The organism is Arthrobacter sp. TMP15, from assembly GCF_039529835.1.
GTDB lineage: Bacteria > Actinomycetota > Actinomycetes > Actinomycetales > Micrococcaceae > Specibacter.
In genome coordinates, this window is sequence record NZ_CP154262.1 from 3,530,308 (window position 1) to 3,551,438 (window position 21,131).

The following is a 21,131-nucleotide window of genomic DNA, read 5'->3' on the forward strand; positions in this document are numbered from 1 at the left end:
TTTTCGCAGTGAGATATTAGATCTTAAAGTGGACCATGCACAGCTGGGGGTACGGATAAGTCCGCACCCCCAGCTGACCTGCACTCCGGAACTTTAGAGTCCCGGTAAGTTACTCGATTTAGCCGAGCAGCTTCAGGACGCCCTGGTTGGACTGGTTGGCCTGGGCCAACATGGCCGTGCCTGCCTGCGCCAAGATGTTGGAGCGCGTGAAGTCCACCATTTCTGAAGCCATGTCCACATCAGTGATGCGTGACGTGGCTGCGGACAGGTTTTCCTTGCCAACATTCAAGTTGCTGATAGCTGATTCAAGGCGGTTCTGCACGGCACCGAGGTCGGCGCGGGCTGCAGAAACCGTCTTGATCTGCGTGTCGATCAGGTTCAACGATGCCTGCGCATTCGTAGCGGTCTCAAAATTCAGTCCGCCTGTCATCGGGGTTCCCGCTGTGCCAACCGCAGTACCAGCTGTAGTCGGCGCAGTTGTACTAACTACTCCACCGTCTTTAGCCATAACAGTGATACCAGTGCCCGCACCGTTGGCATCCTTGTTTACGCTGACTGTGAAGTTAGCTGCAAACGAAGCGTCGCCGCGCAGTGCATCGGCGTACTTGTCAACGCTGTCGAAAGCTCCAGCAGCGCCGAGGTCGGCCGTCGTGACTGTGGTTGCCACGCCACCTTTGGTTGTCGTAAAGCTCGCAGGACCAGCAACAGTCAAGATATCGGCAATGTCAAACTTCGTGCCCGAAGTTGTCAGGTTACCGCCAGCGAGCGTGTTCGCAATTGTCTCGACGTTCGCATTAGCAAGATTGACCGAAATCTGGTTGGACTTATTGCCGTCCGCACCGACCTGGAACGTCATATTCGCCGTCGACCCATCCAACAGTGACTTGCCGTTGAACTTTGTGGCCTCAGACATGCGCGTCAGCTCTGCTGTCAGCTGAGTGGTTTCCTTCTTGATGGCCCCGCGAGAATCGTCATTGTTTGAATCGTTGCCGGCCTGTACAGCCAGATCACGCATACGCTGCAGGATGGACTGTACCTGAGTCAGCGATCCTTCAGCGGTCTGAACAACGGAGATGCCGTCCTGAGCGTTACGAGCAGCAACGGTGTAACCGTTGACCTGTGACTTCAGGCCTTCGGAGATGGCCAAGCCGGCTGCGTCATCTGCGGCACGGTTGATGCGAAGACCACTGGAGAGCTTCTCCATTGACTTTCCCAGCGCATTCTGGGTGGTGCTCAAATTGCGGTAAGCGTTGTTAGCCGCGAGGTTTGTGTTGACTTGCATGCCCATGAGTAAATCCTCCGTGAGTTGGGGTATGACCGAAGCCGCCCATCCATGGGCAGCTAAACACCACTGTCGGCACCCACCTGCAAGCCGTAAGAAGAACCACTAAAAGTTTCTCCTTGGCACCATATGATCTATCTGGAGCTGGGACGGCTCAACTGTGCAGGCATCCCGCGCAGAGTTTGCCGTGCCCGGGTGGCGCCACCGTAGGTGCGGGTGCCCAGCTCGGCCAGATAAGACTCCCGGCGGGATACTGTGATCCGTGCATGAGCCGGGGAATCCGGCGTAGAACTCGCCAGGTAGTGCCGTTCTAACCCGTCACGCAGCAACCGCATGCCCTCTGCACGTTGCTGAGACACAGCGGAGTGGCTTGAGCCTAACTCCATCGCAAGTTCTTTCACGCTGCGATCATGGAAGTAGATTTGTTCAACGATGTAGCGCATCTTCTCCGGCAGGGCAGCCACCGCATGGCCAAGAAAATCAGCATGCTCCGCCTCCACCACTTGCTCTTCTGGCCCCTGCGAGGTGGCCGCCACCATCTCGGCTATGACGTCAGTCAACGGTGTGACAGTTCGGCTTGCGTCAATCTGCGATGCTTCCACCACTGACTTTTCAACACCGAGCGCAGAGGCCAGTTCGCCAAGACTGGGCGGGCGTTTCAACACATTCGCCAGGGTCTCTTTGACGGCTGCAAGCTCGGTCATCCTGCTGCGCGCACCCCGCGTGGCCCAATCATCGCGGCGTAGCTCATCGGCAAAGGCACCTTTAATCCGCCGGCGGGCATAGGCGCCAAACGGCACACCCATACCTTCGTCAAAGGCCTCGGCACAGTGAATCAGGGCCATAGCCCCAACCTGAACAAGGTCTTCCCTACTTAAATGGTTTGCGCGGAGGAAGACCTCCGCTACGAGATATCCAACCAGCGGCAAATTTTGCACGACCAGAGCGTCGCGCTCAACGCGATTCAATTTTTTGCCCCCTAGGCAATTCATAAAAGTGCATCGACGGGCTCGCCCCCAGAATTCAGCGATCGCCGATAGCGCACTAATCAAGACAACTGTAGGGCACTGAGGCCACAAAAAACACCTCTAGAAAAAAATGACTAACCGGTGTACTTTTACTGCCGATAGTTATTGGTGCAGCTAGGCCAGCCCTATGAAAGGAACTACCCATGGGTCCTGAGGAACTGAGCACGTTATTGTGGCGTGAGCGGGAACTCCTTGACCTTCTGGTTTTCAAGTTGGAAGAGGAACATTTGATCCTCTCAACAGGGAAAACCCGTTGGCTTGAAAGCGCCACCCGTGAAGTGGACCATGTTGTCCAACGGCTGCGCGCAACCTCACTGGAGCGCACCGTGGTGGCGTCCCAGCTCGCCGTTTCTTGGGGTCTAGCGGAGGATGCCGGTCTGCTGGATCTCGCAGATGCCGCTTCCACAGGACCTTGGCAGGAAATTCTCACAGAACACCTTCAGGCCATGCTGGCCACGGTGGAACAAATCCGTGGGCAACGGGACATTAATCTACAGTTTCTGCGTGCTGGCTTACGCTCTGCGCAAGACACCGCCGCCAATCTCAGTCCTGAGGCTGGCACCTATGACCACCGTGGGAAAACCAGCCAAGATGCGGTTTCTCTGCTGCTGGATAAAAGTGTCTAAAGAAAATTTGAGGAACTCGTGAGTAGTTTTAGTGGCCTAAATACGGCCCTATCCGGGCTTAATGCTGCCCGCACCGGATTGAATGTCACTGGTCAGAACCTGACCAATGTCAATACGGTTGGATACACACGTCAGCGAACTGAATTTGCGGCGCTGGGCGTTCCAGCTCGAGGTTCGCTGAATGATTTAGGTATTAAAACCGGTCAGGGCGTCGGGGTTAGCGGTATTTCTCGCCTAGGCGATGCTTTCTTGGATGCAAGGGTGCGCACGAGTTTCTCCGCCGCTGGGTACACCGGTGCCCGCGCTCAGGCACTGACCGGCATCGAGGAGATACTGAACGAGCCGGGCCCGAACGGAATTTCCAGCCAATTGCAGGGGTTCTGGACCGCATGGCAGGGTATTGCCAACGATCCCGGGAACGCTGGGACCTCTGCTGTCTTATTGGAAAAATCTGCGGCGTTAGTGGCCAGTATTGCCGCAGGGTATTCGGCGCTAGATAAACAGTGGTCACAGACCCGAGACACTGCGAACACTGTTGTCGCTGAAATCAATGCAACTGCCGGACAGATAGCGGCTCTGAACAAAGACATTCGTTCAGCCCATGCTGCGGGCACCCCTCACAACGAGCTCCTTGACCAGCGGAGTAACTTGACCACGAAGATTACCCAATTGACCGGGGGAACCGTCCGCGACCTACCGGACGGGACCAATGAGATCCTGCTGGGCGGGAACGTTCTGTTGTCCGGTTCCACAAGTAACGCGGTGAAACTCGATGGGGCCACAAGGATGGCCAATGACGGTGAGGTACGCCTCGAGTGGTCTCACCGTCCAGGTTCTGCAGTGGATCTTGACGGCGGAAAACTGGCAGGTTTGCTCTCTGTTTTGAAACCAGCCGGCAGTGGCGGCGTTCTGGCACAAACTGCGGCTTCTTACAACGCACTAGCGCAAAAACTGGCAGGAAGTCTCAACGTTGTCCATCAAAGCGGAGTCACCTCCGAAGGCGCCCCCGGAGGTGACTTTTTTAAAATTACAGCTGGTGTACCGGCCGCTCTAGGCCTTACCGTGGTGCCAACCTCAGCCAAAGAGATAGCCGCTGGAGCCGTCAATATGGGTGGAAAAGATGGGTCAATAGCCGATAAAATCTCACAGCTGGGCAAACAACCCGACTCCGCTGATGCCTTGTGGTCAGACACTGTGGTTCGTCTTGGCGTTGAGATTCAGGCAGGCCTCCAGCAAGCCACCCTCTCAGATGTCTCCTTGACGAACGCCCTCTCCAACCAGCAGGCAAACGCGTCGGTGGACCTTGACGAGGAGAACGTGAACCTGCTGACGTATCAACGCGCATACCAAGCGGCTGCCCGTGTCATGACAGCCGTCGATGAAGCACTTGACGTTCTCATCAACCAAACCGGAAGGGTGGGTCGTTAATATGATCTCGCGTGTCACCATGCAAACCACCTCAGCAGCCGCGCAGCGCGGAGTCCAAGCCAATGCGGCCAAACTAGCCGAGGCCCAGCTGCGGGCAAACACCCTGCAAAAGAATGTCCGGCTTTCCGATGATCCTGCAGCGGCCGCTGATTCCATGGCCGTGCGCGCCACACAAACACAGGCAGCCCAGTACGGACGCAATATTGACAGCGGCAATACGTGGATGACTATGGCCAATGGAGCCCTGGATAGCTCCGTGACTCTGTTGCAGCGCGTGCAGTTCCTGTCCATTCAGGGAGCCAATGGCAGTCTTTCCCAAGAAGGAAAAAATGCCATCGCTGCCGAACTGGATTCTCTGCACGAGGAATTGCTAGTCCACGCCAACACTAAAGTTTTGGGTCGGAATATCTTTGCCGGCAACTCTGGTGCCAACAACGCGTTCGAAGACGGTGCACCACCGACATTCACCGGCGCGGATGGGAGTGTTGTTACCCGGCGCATCAGCGCAGAATCAACGCTTCGGGTTGATGCCGACGGGGCAGCCATCTTCGGCACAGGTGCGAGCTCGGTCTTTGGCTTGATTTCAAAACTCTCTGCTGAAGTATTAGCGGGAAGCCCGGCTTCCGCCACCATTGATGAAGTCAACGCCGCTCTAAACAACGTCATTGACAAGCGTTCGGAACTGGGTGCCCGCCACGCAGTTCTGCTCCGTGCCAAGGAAACGAATATCACTTCCCAGCTCGATCTGGAAACAGATCGGGCCAACATCGAGGACCTTGACCTTGGACAAGCTATTTTGGAGCTAAAAACACAGGAACTTGCCTACCAAGCCTCCTTAAGCGTCACCTCAAAAGTGCTGCAGACCACGTTGATGGACTTTCTGCGATGAGTTCAGAGGTATTGCACCCCCCCGCTAAGCTCCGATTCGTGGCTTCCCCGCCAGGGCTTGAGCCTGCCGTGGACTTCATGCTGACCGCGATCGAAGGATCCACCGGGCTCTTTTCCCTCGCAACCGAAGGAAGCACGGCGCGCCTGTTTGTTTTGGACGCCGCTGAGCATCTGCCGCACTACACGCCAAGGCTCGCTACCTCTGAGCTCGAGCGCATCGGCACCGCCACAGCCACAGTGCTTGTGGTCGTGAACCCGAGCGCCCAAAGCACGGTCAACCTCGCCGCGCCCATACTTGTCAATGAAGTAACCGGTGCCTGTGTTCAGATCATCTTGGACGACGCTAAGTGGCCCCTCAGGGCACCTTTGACGCCCGCCTGAAACAAACCGAAACAACCTGAATCAACACAGTTCCATACCAAGAAGCCCCCTCGTTGAGGTTGGAGATGATGACACCCCGGAGGAATGAACTGCTCCCCGAAAGTTGGACTCGATAAATAAGAGTCTACGCAGCCAGTGCCTGAGCCCGATATTCCATCGGACTCAGGCACTGCAGCGTTAACGAGATGCGGTCGGTGTTATACCAGTGGATATAGTCCCGGAGTTCGGTGGTGAACACTTCTGTGTCAGTGAATTCTTGACGATGGAACATCTCTTCCTTGAGGTGACCGAAGAAGTTTTCCATTACCGAGTTATCTAAACAGTTGCCCCTGCGCGACATGGATTGGGCCATCTCGGCGTCGCTAAGGAGTTTCTGCCAGCTGGAGTTTTGGTACTGGAATCCTTGGTCTGAATGCATCATCGGGGTCTCGCCCGGGGCGAGGGTGCCAATCGCAGCGATGAGTGATTCGTTGGTGAAGGAAACGGTCGGGGACTGGGAAACCGAGTAGGAAACGATCGAGCGGTCAAACAGATCTAACACCGGTGAGAGGTAGACCTTGCGTTCGGCGATTTTGAACTCAGTCACGTCGGTCACCCATTTGGTGTTCGGCGCATCGGTTTCGAATTCTCGTTTGAGTAGGTTCTCGGCGATCTTACCGACCTGGCCTTTGTAAGAGGAATATTTGCGACGGGTACGGACTTTGCAGATCAGGTTCTCCTCACGCATCAGCTTCAGCACGGTCTTGCGTGCGATCTGCCAGCCGTGGCGTCTCAGGACTGCGTGGATGCGCCGGTGGCCGTAGCGGCCCTTAGCTACGGTGAAAGCCTCGTGGATCTGAGCTCGAAGCTCAGCGTGCCGGTCAGGGGTTTTGAGTGCCGCTTGACGGTGGAAAAATGTGGAACGAGCCAATCCCGCTGCTTGAAGCAACAGGGGCAGGGCATGGGATGCCTTGAGGGAAATCACGGTGCTGACTTTCAGCGCCGTGGTTGGTTCCTCAAGGCCCGTATTTTTTTAGGTAGGCGTTCTCTGCCGCCAGACGTTCGTTCTCGCGGCGTAGCTTCTCCAGCTCACTGACTTCAACCGATAGGGTCTCAGGCACAAATTTGGGCCGGCCCTTGGCCTTGGGGCGCAGGCCCTCCTGGCCATAGTCCCGATAGGCGCGGATCCATGATCGCAAGAGGCCTAGAGAACTGAGCTGATGCATCTGGGCAAGGTCCTGCAGCGTCCCCTTACCGTCGAGATATTGGCGAACAACCGCCAGCTTGAAATCAAAGGAATACGCCTGCTTAGTTGTTTTGTTTTCCAATACTGCTCTACCCCAGATCTTGAAACGACTTCTCAACTCGCAAATAGCCGACACGCTGACTCCCAGCCTTGAGGATACCGCGCGATACCCAAACCCTTCCTCAAACAGATCGACGGCAGCTAGCCGCTGCTCGGCTGTCAATGAACTACGTGGACGCATGAAAAACTCCCCGAAAGTAAGGTACTGAATTATTCAGTCCAACTTTCGGGGAGCAGTTCAGAACGATGGGGTTTCATCACCTCCAACCTCTACGAGCGAGAACACGGCAGGGACAGCGCCGCTAGTCTAGGTAGCCGTTGGGGTTGAGCACGTATTTCGTGGCCGCACCGGCGTCGAACTCGGCATAGCCGCGTGGGGCATCGGCGAGTGAGATGGCCTGGGCGTTGACGTTCTTGGCAATCTGCACCTTCTCATGCAGGATCGCCATCATCAGCCCCCGGTTGTACTTCATGACAGGGCACTGACCGGTGGTGAATGCCAGCGACTTTGCCCAACCGGTTCCCAGGCTCAATGACAATGAACCCTTTTTGGCAGCCTCGTCGGTGCCACCCGGATCACCCGTGACATACAGGCCAGGAATGCCCAGAGAACCGCCTGCAGCTGTAATGTCCATAAGCGAGTTCAGCACCGTGGCCGGGGCCTCGCCCGCGCCGTGGCCGTGGCCTTTGGCCTCGAACCCCACTGCATCTACTGCACAGTCAACTTCTGGCACACCGAGAAGTTGCTCGATCTGCGGCCCGGGGTCCCCCTGAGAGAGGTCGATGCTCTCGCAGCCGAAGGTTCGCGCCTGAGCCAACCTGTCGGCGTTCATGTCACCTACAATCACCACTGCGGCTCCCAGCAGGTGTGCGCTCGTGGCCGCGGCGAGGCCAACTGGGCCTGCCCCAGCAATGTAGACAGTGGATCCCACGGTCACCCCGGCCGTGACTGCACCGTGAAACCCTGTGGGAAAAATATCCGAAAGCATGGTCAGGTCCATCATCTTTTCCAGAGCCTGATCACGGTCTGGGAACTTCAACAGGTTCCAGTCGGCGTACGGCACCAGCACGTATTCCGCCTGGCCGCCCACCCAGCCGCCCATGTCAACATAGCCGTAGGCGCTGCCTGGCCTATCCGGGTTTACATTCAGGCAGATGCCCGTCTTGCGCTCCTTGCAGTTGCGGCAGCGCCCACAGGAAATATTGAAAGGGACTGAGCAGATATCCCCCACCTTGATAAATTCAACGTCCGGACCCGCTTCCACCACTTCACCGGTGATTTCGTGGCCCAAGACCAGATCCGAAGGGGCTGTGGTGCGTCCTCGCACCATGTGCTGGTCGGAACCGCAAATGTTGGTGGCAACAGTCTTGAGAATGACGCCGTGGGGAACCTTGCGCCCCACATTGGCCGAGTTGACTCCCGGTCCGTCTTTGAGTTCGAACGTCGGGTAATCGATATCAATGACTTCAACGACGCCGGGGCTCTTGTAGGCAACGGCCTTGTTTCCTGACATGGTGGTGCATCCCTTCTAGTCAGTTCAGAGAGCATCAGCTGACACTCCCCAGTGCAACGAGAAAAACCCCACCAACAGGTACTGGCATTTGTTAACCGTCCGAATGGAACACCATCGAGCCATGTGGGGTCGCTGCCAGCCTATGCCTGAGCGATCAAATATGTAAGGGCAGATCCTTGATGTAGGCCGCCTGCCCACCGTGTTGGATGCAATCATCGAGAATACTGATGAGCCGCACTCCCAAAGTCACCGGCGGGCTCCACTGTTTGTCTACAATCCGCTCCAAGTCAGAATCTGTCAGTGAGCCCACAAATTCCAGACTCTGGGCTTGGACGGCCGTCTGGTAGTCGCGCAACAGGGCAATAGATTCAATATGAACCGCTGACACCTGCTCACTTGTATGCCCATACCCGGTGTCGCCCGGCTCAAGGTCAAAAGCAAAGCGTGCGGCATAATCTTCATCGCTCCAGAGGGATTGCGCCCCAGCTACGTCAGCAATTTGTTCGTCTTGACCACGGCTCAGGTGCCACAGCAGCCACGAAATGGAATTCCCTGTCCCGCCCGGGCGCCAATTTGCCCGCTCCGGCACCAATCCGTTAAGGACACCTGTGACAATGGTGTCGATCCGGCCAAACGCATCTGTCAATAGTTCAGAAGTTCTCATGGTCGCCATGTTTCCACTGCCAGCCAGTCTTGGGAACCCCAACGGGATACTCACAAAACAGAGCACTACCTCACAATGATGACGTCGAGCGTCCGGGGCCCGTGCACTCCTTCAACGCGCTCAAGTTCTATATCGCTTGTGGCACTGGGTCCGCTGATCCAAGTCTGCGCCCGGGTAGCTTCCAACCGGGCAATCGCCTCCGGCAGCACCTCCACGATGTCACAAGCACGCAAGATACAAATGTGCCTATCGGGAACAAGCGAAATGATCCGTCGGCCCTGATTATCGCTAGCGTCAAGCATGATCGTTCCGGTCTCTGAAACAGCCACGGCAGCAGCAGTCACCACGGCGTCCACAGCATCCAGCTCCGCCACGGTGAGCCGGTTCTCCGGTGAGTCAACAAGCACAGCCAGCGTCCCGGCGTCGTTCTTCTCTTCCGGGGAAAACTCTGGAGCGAGCCTCGAAAGCCACTCCCGCTCAAGCCCATGCGGCACCACAATCGAGGCACTACCGGAGAGTAGTTGTGCAAGCTTGGCCGGCGCATCGGCTGCCGAAGTGAGGAACACGTTGGCCTTGTAATCAACCAGGCGCTCAACAAGCTGATCCAGGCGTTGCGCATCAGTCATCTCTGAGCTGCGGCGGTACTCCCGTGGCACAACGGGAGTTTTTGGGGCATCACGCAGAGCCGATTTGATCCGGTTCATGATGTCCTCGCGGGCGCTCATGCCTGCTCCCCCAACTCGGTTTCAGGTACGACGGCGGCACGGCCCTGATGTTCTTTATCCCACCATTGGCGGAATGATTGGTTTGGCGGGGCGGGGATATCTCTGCTTTGCGTCCAGCCACTTGCGATTCCGGGGAGTCTCTTGATGATTTTGTCCCGGCCGGCTGCTAGCCTGCCTAACGGCAGGCCCTTCTCCAGCAGGTTCATATGCGAGCCCTTGGCAAACGCCCACTCTGCGCCCTTCATCATGAGGTCCATTTGAGTGGGAGCCTTCACCTTGGCGCGTTTTGAGTCCACGTCTTCTCCACGCAGATGGACAAGAATTTCGGGGATGTTAATCTTCACCGGGCAGGCATCAAAGCAGGCGCCGCACAATGATGAGGCATACGGCAGTGAACTGTTTTCCTCCGCCTTAATACCTGTCATGAGCGGGGAAAGAATCGCGCCGATGGGACCCGGATAGGTAGAACCGTAAGCATGACCGCCAGTGCGTTCATAGACGGGGCACACATTCATGCAGGCTGAACAACGGATACAGTTCAGCGCTGTTCGGCCCATTTCATCATCCAATGCGGCCGTGCGCCCGTTATCCAGCATGACCAGATGGACATTTTGGGGCCCGTCCCCGGGCGTGACGCCTGTCCACAGTGAAGTGTAGGGGTTCATCCGCTCACCCGTGGAGGATCTGGGCAACAGTTGCATGAACACCTCAAGGTCAGTCCATGAGGGCAGAAGCTTCTCAATCCCCATGACAGTAATGAGGGTTTCCGGCAGGGTCAGGCACATTCGTCCGTTGCCCTCAGACTCCACAACCGTCAGTGTGCCAGTGTCTGCAAGACCAAAGTTAGCTCCCGAAATGGCTACTTTGGCGGAAAGGAACTTCTTACGCAGATGTTTCCGAGCCGCTTCGGCCAGACGGGCCGGATCATCTGTGAGATTGGGATCTACCATGGGCATTTCCCGCAGAAAGATCTCCCGAACCTGGCTGCGGTTCTTGTGAATGGCAGGAACCAGAATGTGGCTGGGCTTGTCATGATCCAGTTGCACAATGAGTTCGGCAAGGTCAGTTTCGTACGCTGCAATGCCTTGCTCTTGTAGGTATTTGTTCAAACCAATTTCCTGGGTGGCCATGGACTTAACCTTCACCACCTCTGTTTCGCCAGTTTCCCTGATGAGAGCCGTGACAATTTCATTGGCTTCCTGGGCGTCGCGAGCCCAATGAATGATGCCGCCTCGGGCGGTGAAATTTGCTTCAAACTGCTCCAATAATGCGGGCAGGTTGGCCATAGTTGCATCCTTGATGGCACTGCCGGCGTTGCGCATGTCTTCCCAATCGGGCAACTCCGCAACAACCTTCAGCCGCTTGTCCCGGATGGTGTGGGTTGCATGCCCCAAGTTGGCACGCAATTGGGCATTCCCTAGTTCTCGGTGGGCTGCTTGTGGGAAGGGTTCGCTGGCATGGAGGTTGCCTGTTCCGTAGACCGGCAACGCCGGCATACCTAAGAAAGTGTTAGTCATCTTTTGCTCCCCGCCAATTTCACTTCACCGGTGACTGTAATAGGATTTGCCATGGTGCTGGCCAGGATCTCGGCAAAATGCAGAGTGCCCACATCGCTCCCCTGCCGGGATAGCCCGCCGCCAATATGCATCAGACAACTCGCGTCACCGCCGGAACAAAGTTCCGCTCCTGTTCCGCAAATATTTTCTGCCTTGTCGACGTTCATGGCACTGGAGACATCAGCATTTTTCATGGAGAACGTGCCACCAAAGCCGCAACACTGATCCGCTTCGGGCAATGCGAGCATTTCAATCCCGCCCACGCTTGCAAGCAAATTTAGTTGCCGGTCTTCTAGGCGTAGCAGCCGCATTCCGTGACAACTAGGGTGGTAGGTGACCTTATGGGGGAAGTAAGAGCCCAGTTGCTGAGCGGCGTTGGTGATGCCCAGAACGTCGGTCAGCAACTGTGAGAGTTCATAGGTTTTGGCACCCACCACCGCGGCACGTGCTTCGAGCTCTGTGTCACCGCAACGGCGGGCCACTAATTCATGCTGGTGCTTCACGCTGGCTACGCACGAGCCAGAAGGTGCCACCGCGACGTCGTAATCTTCTGTATCGAAGGCCTGCACATGGTTGGCGACCACGGTATGAGCTTCCTTGAAATAACCCGAGTTAACATGCATTTGCCCACAGCAGGCCTGCCCGCGGGGGAAAACCACCTGATGTCCGAGCCGTTCCAAGATGGCGACGGTGGCCTGCGCCGTGCGCGGATACATGGCGTCCACGATGCATGTGGCAAAGAGCGCAATTTTCATGTTCCCCACTGTAGGACAAATTCGCAGGGATGTGGACTGACCACACCCTAAGTTGTTAAAAGCCTCGCGAATTTGGGCTTTACGTGGGTCCCGTTAGCCTTGCCCGGCGCTCCACTGTGCAAGTTCCGCCAGCAATTCCTCCTTGCGGGTTTTCGTGGCAAAAGAGGAACGGATGGAGTTTGCCGCCAGTTTCTCCACCTTTTCCACAGTCCAACCAAATTCGGCTACTAGGGCGGCAAAGTTATCCCCCACATGGCCACCAAAGTAGGCTGGATCATCAGAATTCACACACACGTTCATCCCTGCATCTATCATCTGAGGCAGCGGGTGGGCGGCCAATGTATCAACGGCACGCAGGCGCACATTGGACAGCGGACAAACAGTCAAGGGAACCTGCTCCGCGACAAGTCTCTTGACCAGGAATTTATCTTCCACGGCCCTAATGCCATGGTCGATCCGCTCAATACCGAGCAGATTCAGAGCGTCTTCAACATAGCTTGGAGGCCCTTCTTCCCCGGCGTGAGCCACCAGTCGCAGACCTGCCACAGCAGCCCGCTTATAGAGCCGAATGAACTTCGACGGCGGATTTCCCACCTCGGCCGAGTCCAGGCCAATACCAATGATGGGCGCTTCCATCTCCAACAGTGCTTCCAAAACCACCAGCGCCGACTCCTCAGACTCATCCCGCAGGAAGGCCGCAATCAAGGCCGTGCTGATACCAAAGTCAGCCTCGCTGGAAGCTAGGACACCCGCAATACCGTTAACCGCCGTCGACAATTCCACACCGCGCACCAGATGGGCCTGCGGATCAAACATGATCTCCGCATGGCGCACCCCATGTTCTTGGGCGCGGCGCAGATAAGCGCGCGTCATATCTGCAAAATCGGCTTCCGTGATGAGCACAGCCATATTGGCGTAATACAGGTTCAGGAATGACTGCAGATCGCTGAAATCATATTGCTCCCGCAGTAAATCCAGTGTTGGGAATGGCAACGTGATGCCATTGCGGGCTGCCAGCTCCAGGATTAATTCCGGTTCAAGTGTGCCCTCAATGTGCAGGTGCAGCTCGGCTTTGGGCAACGTTGCAAGGACCCCAAGGTCAACGGAGCCGGCATTAGTGGACACGGCATTAGTGGACCCGGTACTAGTGGACACAGGGGCAAGGGACGGATCAGGTGCTTGGGTCATGGCGTCAGTCTACTTTCGAACGGGACCGACCGTCAGGAAAGGTGAACGCTCGGCCTTGAACAGTTTGGCGATGAGCTTAGGATCCACGATTTCGGTCCGGATCACCTCGCTCAGGGCCTGCGCCGTGGTGGCCGTCCCAGTCCGCCGTCGAACTTCTTTACGCAACTCATCCAGTACCGCATCAGAGAGAATCATCTCCAGCAGCACTCCCGGCTCGGTGGCCGCGCGGTGCCGCCACACTTCGTCAATACGGCGCCGCTTCAGCGCCTCCTTGTGCAACAAGAACATCATTTCGGTTTTTTCTGCCAGAGATGCCGGCCCCAACAGATCCACTTCAAAGGCCATATCAACCACAACCGGTAGGCCGCCTGTGAGGTGGTAGGCCTGCCACACCGCCCCGTTGGTGAGAACCATCCACTCCACGCCTTCGTTGACCGCATACATCAGGACTTGACGCAGGTGGCGTTCATTGAGTTTCTGGCTAATCCGCTTGACTTCAATGAAGGCCACCATTTGTTTGTCTATACGGACCCCGTAATCCGCAAAGTCCGCCTTCACCATGTATTCGGTGGTGAGATCCTTAAATTTGTCATAGTCCAAGCCCTCGCACAGCATGTCAGTGACAACCATTCGGGTGTCACCTTCATTGGCGTCGCGAGCCCGCAACGCTTCAAGCGGCTTGATGTACCGCTTGATGGCATCGTGGACCTGCTCAATTGCTGCAATCTCCCATTTGGGCATCCGAACTGCGGGTGCAGAGGTTGCTTGCGCTGGGTGACTCGCCGGCTCATTTGTTACTTGGGCAACTTTGTCTTCAGGCACGACGGCGGGCGGTGCAGTTTCGCTGCAGGCAGGCGTACGTAGCTCATCTGGCAGGTGCAGATGCGGGTCAGCAACACCAAAAGCCGCTTGTTTGAGCATCCAACTGATGGTGGGTTCCCACAGCTGGATCAAGTCTGCACCCGCCCCGTCGATAGCAACTATCTTGGTGCGCGCAATGGATTCCAAATGGTGGCGATCCGGTGCCTGGCCACCGGTGCTGGCGAGCTCTTCGGCCCACCGCATCAGAATATCGAGCCTGTTTTGACCTTTAGCGTCAAGCGAAATCTCATTCATTACTCAAAACCCCCGTTTCTTTGCAAGCCTAGGGCACTCCTAGGCTCATGAGGACGCGTAAGGCAGTATGGTGTTGCAACTTCGCAGATCAAAATGGAACTTTCTCCGGCTCCCAACCATTAGGCATATATAAGGTGAATGGAGATAATTGACTTTGAACGATCCGCGCGTGAGCTGTCGGGCCGCGTGCGGCTGTACCCACTTTGACCACAAATCCCTGGTGCACATCCGACAGGGAGCTTTTGAGGAGATTTTCAGCGCGTGTTCATGAAAACTTTTGGCTGGTCCTTCGGGATCACCGCGGTGGCACTGGTTGTCGCCTACTTCTACGGCGGCTTTCAAGCCCTGATCCTTTGCGCCATTCTGGGTGTTTTGGAGATCAGTCTCAGTTTTGACAATGCTGTAGTGAACGCGCGAATTCTAGAAAAAATGAACGAGTTCTGGCAGAAAATCTTCCTCACGGTGGGTATTCTCATCGCCGTTGTTGGCATGCGCGTGGCATTCCCCTTGTTGATTGTGGGCGTCACCGCCAACCTAAACCCGGTGGAAGCCATTAAACTCGCCTTGGAAAAGGGCGACATCCACACTGCCGGCAGCTACGCCTACCTGCTCCATGATGCCCACCCCCAGATTGCCGCATTTGGTGGCGTCTTCCTGCTCATGCTGTTCCTTGATTTCATGTTTGAAGAGCGCGAGATCCACTGGCTGGGGTTCCTGGAAAAGCCACTGGCGGTTATTGGCCGCCTGCACGGCGCCTCCATGGCAATCGCCCTGCTCATCCTCGTCGCCTCAGCCGTCATGGTCCGCCCGGGCAAAGAAGTGGATGTGCTTATTGCCGGCATCTTGGGCATGATTACTTATGTACTCGTAAACGGACTTGGTGACATGTTTGACGTTGACGGGGACGGTGAAACCGATGCCCAAGATACCGACGCAACAGCGGCAAAAATTGCGAAGAAAGCCAATAAAGGCGTCGGCAAGGCTGTTGGTAAAGCTGCTTTCATGTTGTTCCTGTACTTGGAAGTCATCGACGCATCGTTCTCATTCGACGGCGTTATTGGCGCCTTCGCCATCACCTCCGACCCCATCATCATCGCCTTGGGCCTTGGTTTGATCGGCGCTATCTTCGTCCGATCACTGACCGTGTTCCTCGTGCGTGAAGGCACACTCGATGACTTTGAATACTTAGATCATGGTGCACACTGGGCCATCGGTGCACTCTCCGTCATCCTTCTATTGACCATTAGCTTCGAAGTCAATGAAGTTATCACCGGAGTTATTGGCCTTGTCTTCATTGGCGCCGCCTTCATATCCTCAATTGTTCGAAACAAACGCGCAGCTGCGGCCGATTCACACAGGGTGGAACAACTCTCCAGCTAGCGCATCCACAATATATTTTTTAAAGGAGCACAACACTATGGGACTTAGTTTGCAAAAGGGCCAAACCCTTTCACTGAAGAAGAACGACGGCGCTTCCCTCACCCGGGTGCGGATGGGCTTGGGCTGGGATACTGCAGCCCCCGTCAAGCGCGGACTGTTTGGTGGCCTGAAGAAGGCTCCCGATGTTGATTTAGACGCTTCGGCCATTTTCTTTGACGGCAGCGGCAAGGCCGTTGACACGGTGTTCTTCAACCAGCTGCAGAGTAAAGATGGCTCCACTAAGCACACAGGCGACAACCTCACCGGTGAAGGCGACGGCGATGACGAGACCATCTTGGTAGACCTGTCAAAAGTCTCTCCCGCTGTTTCCCAGATTGTGTTTGTCATTAGCAGCTACAGCCGCCAGACCTTCGACACCATTGAAAACGCGTTCTGCCGCCTTGTGGATGATTCAACGGCCGGCACCCCCGAGGTTGCCCGGTTCCAGCTGACCGATGCGGGCACCCACACAGCCATGATCATGGCCAAGGTCTCCCGTGAAGACTCAGGCTGGAAGTTCACGGCCATTGGTGAGCGTGCCAACGGCCGCACGGCAATGGACTTGATCCAGCCGGCAGCCAACGCCCTGTAGGGTATCGCCCAACGCATTTGGTTTTATTTATTAGCGCGTCTTAGCAATTCACGTCTTCGTTATTAAAGGAGTTCAGTTTCCATGGCATCTTTGACACTATCCAAGGGCGGCAACCTTTCCCTGACCAAGGCAGACCCCGGTCTGCAGATGGCCATGGTGGGATTAGGCTGGGATCCACGCACCACCAGCGGCGATCAGTTCGATCTGGACGCATCGGCCATTTTGGTCACAAGCAGCGGCAAAGTCCGCAACAATGACGACTTCATTTTCTACAACCAGTTGGAGTCCAAGGATGGCTCAGTTGTTCACCAGGGTGACAACCGCACAGGTGAAGGCGACGGCGACGACGAGCAGGTCCTCATCAACCTGGCAACAGTTTCCCCGGAAATTGAGCGTGTGGTCATTGTAGTTTCCATTGACCAGGCGGAAGCCCGCCACCAGAACTTTGGCCAGGTCCGCGACGCATACTGCCGCGTCGTCAACCAGAGCAACGAGCAAGAGATTGTTCGCTACGACCTCTCCGAGGATGCGGCATCGGAAACAACTATGGTCTTCGCTGAGATTTACCGCAACGGCGCAGAATGGAAGTTCCGCGCAGTTGGTCAAGGCTACGCCAGCGGCCTGCACGGCATTGCAACTGACTACGGAATTGTTCTGGACTAGTTCCACTGCTGGTGGGCGGCTCAGCCGCCCACCAGCCACTGCTTTACCAACCACCGGACATCCACAATGTAAGGACTAGATTTCATGGCTGGACTCACGCTTGCAAAAGGCAACAACCTTTCTTTGACCAAAACCGATCCGGGCCTGCAGAAAGCACTCGTTGGTTTGGGCTGGGATCCGCGCACCACCACAGGTGAGGCTTTTGACCTCGACGCGTCCGCGCTGCTCGTTGGAGCCACGGGCAAGGTCCGCTCAGGTGATGACTTCATCTTCTACAACCAGCCAGCTGCCAAGGACGGTTCAGTCACCCACCTTGGTGACAACCGTTCGGGCGAAGGTGACGGCGATGACGAGCAGATTCTGATCGACCTCGCCAAGATCGCCGCAGATGTTGAGCGCGTAGTCATCGTTGTCTCCATTGACCAGGCAGATGTGCGCGGACAGAACTTCGGTCAAGTCCGCGGAGCTTACTGCCGTGTGGTCAACCAGGGCAGCGAACAAGAAATTGTTCGTTTTGACCTCAGCGAGGATGCTGCGCCGGAAACCTCCATGCTGTTCGCAGAAATTTACCGCAACGGCACCGAATGGAAGTTCAAAGCAGTGGGCCAGGGTTACGCCTCCGGCCTGGCCGGAATTGTTGCCGACTTCGGTGTCCCGATGGGCTAATCCCCAGTTCCTCCCAAGCGGAGCCGCTGACACGTGTCCACTCGGGCCCGAACCTGTGAGCCCACCATCAGTTATTGCGTTGGTGACAGTCCGCCGCCACAGCCTCTTGGGTGTGACGGCGGACTTCGCCCGTAAATCACCACCAGCTACCCTTGCTACTGGAAAATTGGATATCACAATGACTTCACCACTAACACCCCCCACTGAATCCGAAACAGCGCTTGTTTTGAAGGCTCCGGACGCCCCTGACATTGTTGTGGCCGACGAAGCTCCCGGCATGGTTCCCGTTCCTGCGGAACGTCAGAGCGAAATCAACCGTCAGGCCAAAGAATACATCGCCGAAATAGCGGCCTTTGATGCGCGCAGCCCCGAGTTCACCACCAAAGTAGATGGCATTAGCAAGCTCGCCGGCAATGAAATGACCAACTCAGCAGGCGCCTCAAGCCGTATGCTGGAGCGCTCGTCAACGTCAGTCTCCGGAGCTAAAAAAAGTGGCAATAGTGCCCAGGCCCAGGTCGCTGGCACGCTAAACGATCTGCGCTCAACCGTTGAAGACCTGACGCCCAATAACGCCGATCTTAGTGTGGGCCGGAAAATTCTTGGTTTCATCCCTGGCGGCAACAAGCTGGCAAAATATTTTCAAAAGTACGAGTCAGCGCAGACCCAAATTGATGCCATTATCAAGTCGCTCATGACCGGTCAGGATGAACTCCTGAAGGACAATGCCTCGCTGGCCGGGGAAAAGGTCAAGCTATGGGAAACCATGCAGAGCTTAAGTGAATACGCAGTGTTCGCCAAGGCCTTGGATGGCGCCTGTGTTGAAAAAATTGACGCCACGCGCGCTTCAGGCCAGATTGAGCAGGCCCAAAAGCTTGAAGCCGATGTCCTTTTCCCCATTCGTCAGCGCCACCAAGACATCCTGACTCAGCTTGCAGTCTCCGTGCAGGGCTACCTGGCCATGGATCTGATCCGCAAGAACAACCTTGAGCTCATCAAGGGCGTTGACAGGGCCCGCACCACCACCATTTCTGCGCTTCGCACCGCCGTGATCGTGGCCCAGGCACTGGCCAACCAGAAGATGGTTCTTGATCAGATTGATGCCATCAACACCACCACGAATAACATGATCCTGAAAACTTCTGAGATGCTCAAGGATCAGACAGTACGTATTCACCAGCAAGCCTCCAGCTCCGGAGTCAGCGTTGAAACGTTGCAGAAGGCCTTCGACAACGTGTTTGAGACCATGGATGCCATTGATACGTTCCGGGCTTCGGCAGCCAAGAACATGGAAGGAACCGTGAACGCGCTGGAGAGTGGATTGGCTAAGGCCAAGCCGTACCTGGAGCGTTCACGCCAGTCTGAACGGGAGTAGCCTAGAACGTACGACGACGAAGCAAGGGTTATGCAATGATTGGCCGTTTTGTGGGGGGCATGTTTGGCGGTGGTGCCGCACAGCAGCTTCCTGACCGCCCCGCAGTTGATCCAGTGGCAGAGGAAATCTCCCAGATGGGTGCCGCTGTAGATACTCTGCGCGCTGCCGTGCGCAGGTCTGGAAGCAAGCTGCCACCATTATTGACGTCCCAGCTACGTCATTTAGGGGATCTCATGCGCGTCACAGTTGCCGACATCAGTGTGCGGGGCTGTTCTACGGAGCAACGAGTGTTGCTGAACGCAATGATTTGTAGTTATGTTCCCACCCCGTTGCAGGCGTATCTGGGGCTACCACCCTCACATCACGATGAGGAGTCCCCTGCCACGTTTTTGTTTGCCGAGCAGCTGGCAACCCTTGAACAAACCCTTGCGGATCTGCTCAATCAGATTCGCATCGGCGCAGTGGAGGAACTCTCCACACACGGACGCTTCCTGGCGGATAAATTCTCCGAGCAGGACGCTGCCTTGCAACTTCACCAACCAGTTTCAGAAAGAGACCCATTGCGTTTGGAGGGCCAAAGTTGGCAGCATTAGTGGCGGGGGCGAATGCCGCCCTGACGGCTGAGAATCCCGGTCTTGACCACGTCTTAGTGGGCATGGGCTGGGACACCATCCCCAGTAACGGACCCCAAGCTGAGTTGGTTCCTTTCGCCCTCATGTGTGGTGCGGATGGCAGGGCCGTTTCCAACGAGCACTTGGTGTTTTTTAACCAGTTGGTCAGCGCCGATTCCTCAGTCACGTTCATCGGTGATGGGGATCAAGAACAAATTGATGTTGCGCTAAGCCAGGTACCTGAGGACATTACCAAGATCATTTTCTTGGTCTACGTGGATCCTGAATTTCGTGGGCAAGGCACTTTTGCGGCTGTACGCAGCGCCCATATCCGGGTTGCAACAGCGGATAACCGTGAGTTGGTGCGCTTCGATCTTTCGGCCGTGAAGCTTGAGACTGTCACGGCCATGATCTTTGGTGAGCTGTACAGGCACCGCTCCGACTGGAAGTTTCGGGCACTGGGTCAGGGCTACAGCACAGGGTTGGCTGGAGTGGCCAAGGACTACGGAATCAGGCTGTAGAGCCATCCCATGAATGTTTCCTCGAATCCACGTACTGATCTACCCTTTCTGCGCCGCCGGATCAAACCTGGCCGGGGTCAAGCGGACACGCCAGCCACTGCTCAAAGTGCTGCCTCAAGTCCAGCTGCGTCGTTGTCCTTAGCACCAAGCTCACCCGCTCGGACGCCCTCTGTGCCAGCCCAGCGTTCGGCAGGTTTGAATCTGCGGGCCAACGCCCCGTCGTCGTCTACTAGCGCACGCATGCAAAAGCTGGAGGCTCAACGGGAGAAAGCTGGCCGGGAAGACCACGAGGTCCAGTTGCTTTTTAAGGCTCCTGGAATAGCGGAGGTATTTGAGCTCAATCTCGATGAGCGGGTGCTCCGGCTATCCCCCCTTGAATCCGCGGTTGGCACCATGGTGATCGGTGGCAGCACAGCCGTCGCGTGGGAAAGTGTGCGCCATGTGACGGGTGGACAAACAGTTGACGGACACAAAGCCGGCTCTCCCGTTATGACATCTGGTAACCGTGAACTAGTGGCCTACCAAGGCAGAGATGTCCTAATCACCCTGCGTCATGTACGTGAGCTTCGACGTGCGATCTTCATCAATCGCAGCAGCGCCGCAATGGGCGTCAGGCTACTGACGGGACAAACCGTGGCACTGCCTCCGGCCGCTGACGGTACCCAGATTGTTCTGCTTGTGCATAGAGTTGGCAATGTGCTGGAGCTACGGGCGGAGCCCGTTCCGCACGACTGGCCTGACAACACGATTTGGCAGGAATTCGATTTTTCCATGACCCACAAAGCACCAGCCTCTGCCTACGGGCGTTAAACGTCCCTCCCAGCGGGACAGCACAGCGGGACAGCACAGCG

Annotated in this window: 24 protein-coding genes; 12 read left to right on the top strand and 12 right to left on the bottom strand. The window is 56.3% G+C overall.

Annotated elements, in window-relative coordinates; genetic code table 11:
* Window positions 1-118: 118 nt before the first annotated feature.
* Together AAFM46_RS16055 and AAFM46_RS16060 are read right to left on the bottom strand one after the other, a co-directional pair.
* Window positions 119-1,288 (bottom strand): flagellin, encoded by a 1,170-nt coding sequence (locus AAFM46_RS16055; protein WP_343318796.1) that lies wholly within the window; start codon window positions 1,286-1,288, stop codon window positions 119-121.
* Between the two features lie 128 nt (window positions 1,289-1,416).
* On the bottom strand, window positions 1,417-2,274 hold the full coding sequence (locus tag AAFM46_RS16060; protein ID WP_343318798.1) for a sigma-70 family RNA polymerase sigma factor: 858 nt from the start codon (window positions 2,272-2,274) through the stop codon (window positions 1,417-1,419).
* A gap of 179 nt (window positions 2,275-2,453) precedes the next feature.
* Between AAFM46_RS16060 and AAFM46_RS16065 the strand changes: the two genes are divergently transcribed.
* From AAFM46_RS16065 to AAFM46_RS16080, 4 genes are read left to right on the top strand one after another with little or no spacing between them, the layout of a single operon-like run.
* Complete coding sequence (locus AAFM46_RS16065; RefSeq protein WP_283528859.1) at window positions 2,454-2,936, top strand: flagellar protein FlgN; 483 nt, start codon at window positions 2,454-2,456, stop codon at window positions 2,934-2,936.
* Window positions 2,937-2,954: 18 nt separating this feature from the next.
* Complete coding sequence (gene flgK, locus AAFM46_RS16070) at window positions 2,955-4,364, top strand: flagellar hook-associated protein FlgK (RefSeq protein ID WP_343318799.1); 1,410 nt, start codon at window positions 2,955-2,957, stop codon at window positions 4,362-4,364.
* 1 nt (window position 4,365) lies between these two features.
* Window positions 4,366-5,253 carry a flagellin gene (locus AAFM46_RS16075; protein WP_343318801.1) on the top strand — a complete coding sequence of 296 codons (888 nt, stop codon included), beginning with the start codon at window positions 4,366-4,368 and terminating at the stop codon, window positions 5,251-5,253.
* A 38-nt stretch (window positions 5,254-5,291) separates the two neighbouring features.
* Window positions 5,292-5,633: a flagellar assembly protein FliW gene (locus tag AAFM46_RS16080; RefSeq protein ID WP_283528853.1), complete on the top strand. Its 342-nt coding sequence runs from the start codon at window positions 5,292-5,294 to the stop codon at window positions 5,631-5,633.
* A gap of 124 nt (window positions 5,634-5,757) precedes the next feature.
* Here AAFM46_RS16080 and AAFM46_RS16085 read toward each other — a convergent pair whose 3' ends face one another.
* From AAFM46_RS16085 to AAFM46_RS16125, 9 genes are all read right to left on the bottom strand, one after another.
* On the bottom strand, window positions 5,758-6,612 hold the full coding sequence (locus tag AAFM46_RS16085; protein WP_343320482.1) for an IS3 family transposase: 855 nt from the start codon (window positions 6,610-6,612) through the stop codon (window positions 5,758-5,760).
* Between the two features lie 16 nt (window positions 6,613-6,628).
* Window positions 6,629-7,099, bottom strand: coding sequence for a helix-turn-helix domain-containing protein (locus tag AAFM46_RS16090; RefSeq protein ID WP_343318802.1), 471 nt, complete (start codon window positions 7,097-7,099; stop codon window positions 6,629-6,631).
* Window positions 7,100-7,220: 121 nt separating this feature from the next.
* Complete coding sequence (fdhA, locus tag AAFM46_RS16095) at window positions 7,221-8,432, bottom strand: formaldehyde dehydrogenase, glutathione-independent (protein WP_343318803.1); 1,212 nt, start codon at window positions 8,430-8,432, stop codon at window positions 7,221-7,223.
* Between the two features lie 154 nt (window positions 8,433-8,586).
* The gene (locus tag AAFM46_RS16100; protein WP_343318804.1) at window positions 8,587-9,096 is read right to left on the bottom strand and encodes a DinB family protein; all 510 of its coding nucleotides are present in this window, start codon (window positions 9,094-9,096) and stop codon (window positions 8,587-8,589) included.
* 65 nt (window positions 9,097-9,161) lie between these two features.
* A complete protein-coding gene (locus AAFM46_RS16105) occupies window positions 9,162-9,821 on the bottom strand; it encodes an LUD domain-containing protein (protein WP_283528846.1) in 660 nt (219 codons plus the stop codon).
* The gene (locus AAFM46_RS16110; RefSeq protein ID WP_343318805.1) at window positions 9,818-11,338 is read right to left on the bottom strand and encodes a LutB/LldF family L-lactate oxidation iron-sulfur protein; all 1,521 of its coding nucleotides are present in this window, start codon (window positions 11,336-11,338) and stop codon (window positions 9,818-9,820) included. Before AAFM46_RS16110 ends, AAFM46_RS16105 begins: the two co-directional genes overlap by 4 nt.
* Window positions 11,335-12,132 carry a (Fe-S)-binding protein gene (locus AAFM46_RS16115; protein WP_343318807.1) on the bottom strand — a complete coding sequence of 266 codons (798 nt, stop codon included), beginning with the start codon at window positions 12,130-12,132 and terminating at the stop codon, window positions 11,335-11,337. The genes AAFM46_RS16110 and AAFM46_RS16115 overlap by 4 nt, the downstream gene beginning before the upstream one ends.
* Window positions 12,133-12,225: 93 nt before the next feature.
* A complete protein-coding gene (locus AAFM46_RS16120; RefSeq protein ID WP_343318808.1) occupies window positions 12,226-13,320 on the bottom strand; it encodes an adenosine deaminase in 1,095 nt (364 codons plus the stop codon).
* Between the two features lie 9 nt (window positions 13,321-13,329).
* The gene (locus AAFM46_RS16125; protein ID WP_343318809.1) at window positions 13,330-14,436 is read right to left on the bottom strand and encodes a hypothetical protein; all 1,107 of its coding nucleotides are present in this window, start codon (window positions 14,434-14,436) and stop codon (window positions 13,330-13,332) included.
* 267 nt (window positions 14,437-14,703) lie between these two features.
* On the opposite strand from AAFM46_RS16125, the gene AAFM46_RS16130 reads away from it, so the two are divergent.
* The 7 genes from AAFM46_RS16130 (at window position 14,704) to AAFM46_RS16160 (ending at window position 20,280) form a co-directional block, all read left to right on the top strand.
* Complete coding sequence (locus tag AAFM46_RS16130; protein ID WP_283530082.1) at window positions 14,704-15,816, top strand: DUF475 domain-containing protein; 1,113 nt, start codon at window positions 14,704-14,706, stop codon at window positions 15,814-15,816.
* Between the two features lie 37 nt (window positions 15,817-15,853).
* Window positions 15,854-16,447, top strand: a complete 594-nt coding sequence (locus tag AAFM46_RS16135; RefSeq protein ID WP_283528834.1) for a TerD family protein — start codon at window positions 15,854-15,856, stop codon at window positions 16,445-16,447.
* Window positions 16,448-16,528: 81 nt separating this feature from the next.
* A complete protein-coding gene (locus AAFM46_RS16140; protein ID WP_283528832.1) occupies window positions 16,529-17,110 on the top strand; it encodes a TerD family protein in 582 nt (193 codons plus the stop codon).
* Window positions 17,111-17,194: 84 nt separating this feature from the next.
* Window positions 17,195-17,776, top strand: coding sequence for a TerD family protein (locus tag AAFM46_RS16145; protein WP_283528830.1), 582 nt, complete (start codon window positions 17,195-17,197; stop codon window positions 17,774-17,776).
* A gap of 178 nt (window positions 17,777-17,954) precedes the next feature.
* On the top strand, window positions 17,955-19,148 hold the full coding sequence (locus AAFM46_RS16150; RefSeq protein WP_283528828.1) for a toxic anion resistance protein: 1,194 nt from the start codon (window positions 17,955-17,957) through the stop codon (window positions 19,146-19,148).
* A gap of 35 nt (window positions 19,149-19,183) precedes the next feature.
* Window positions 19,184-19,741: a hypothetical protein gene (locus AAFM46_RS16155; protein WP_283528825.1), complete on the top strand. Its 558-nt coding sequence runs from the start codon at window positions 19,184-19,186 to the stop codon at window positions 19,739-19,741.
* Window positions 19,729-20,280, top strand: coding sequence for a TerD family protein (locus AAFM46_RS16160; RefSeq protein WP_283528823.1), 552 nt, complete (start codon window positions 19,729-19,731; stop codon window positions 20,278-20,280). The genes AAFM46_RS16155 and AAFM46_RS16160 overlap by 13 nt, the downstream gene beginning before the upstream one ends.
* A 101-nt stretch (window positions 20,281-20,381) precedes the next feature.
* Here the strand turns inward: AAFM46_RS16160 and AAFM46_RS16165 are convergent, their stop codons facing one another.
* On the bottom strand, window positions 20,382-20,522 hold the full coding sequence (locus tag AAFM46_RS16165) for a hypothetical protein (protein WP_343318811.1): 141 nt from the start codon (window positions 20,520-20,522) through the stop codon (window positions 20,382-20,384).
* Here AAFM46_RS16165 and AAFM46_RS16170 point away from each other — a divergent pair.
* Complete coding sequence (locus AAFM46_RS16170) at window positions 20,521-21,090, top strand: hypothetical protein (RefSeq protein WP_343318812.1); 570 nt, start codon at window positions 20,521-20,523, stop codon at window positions 21,088-21,090. The genes AAFM46_RS16165 and AAFM46_RS16170 overlap by 2 nt on opposite strands.
* The last annotated feature ends 41 nt before the right edge of the window (window positions 21,091-21,131 follow it).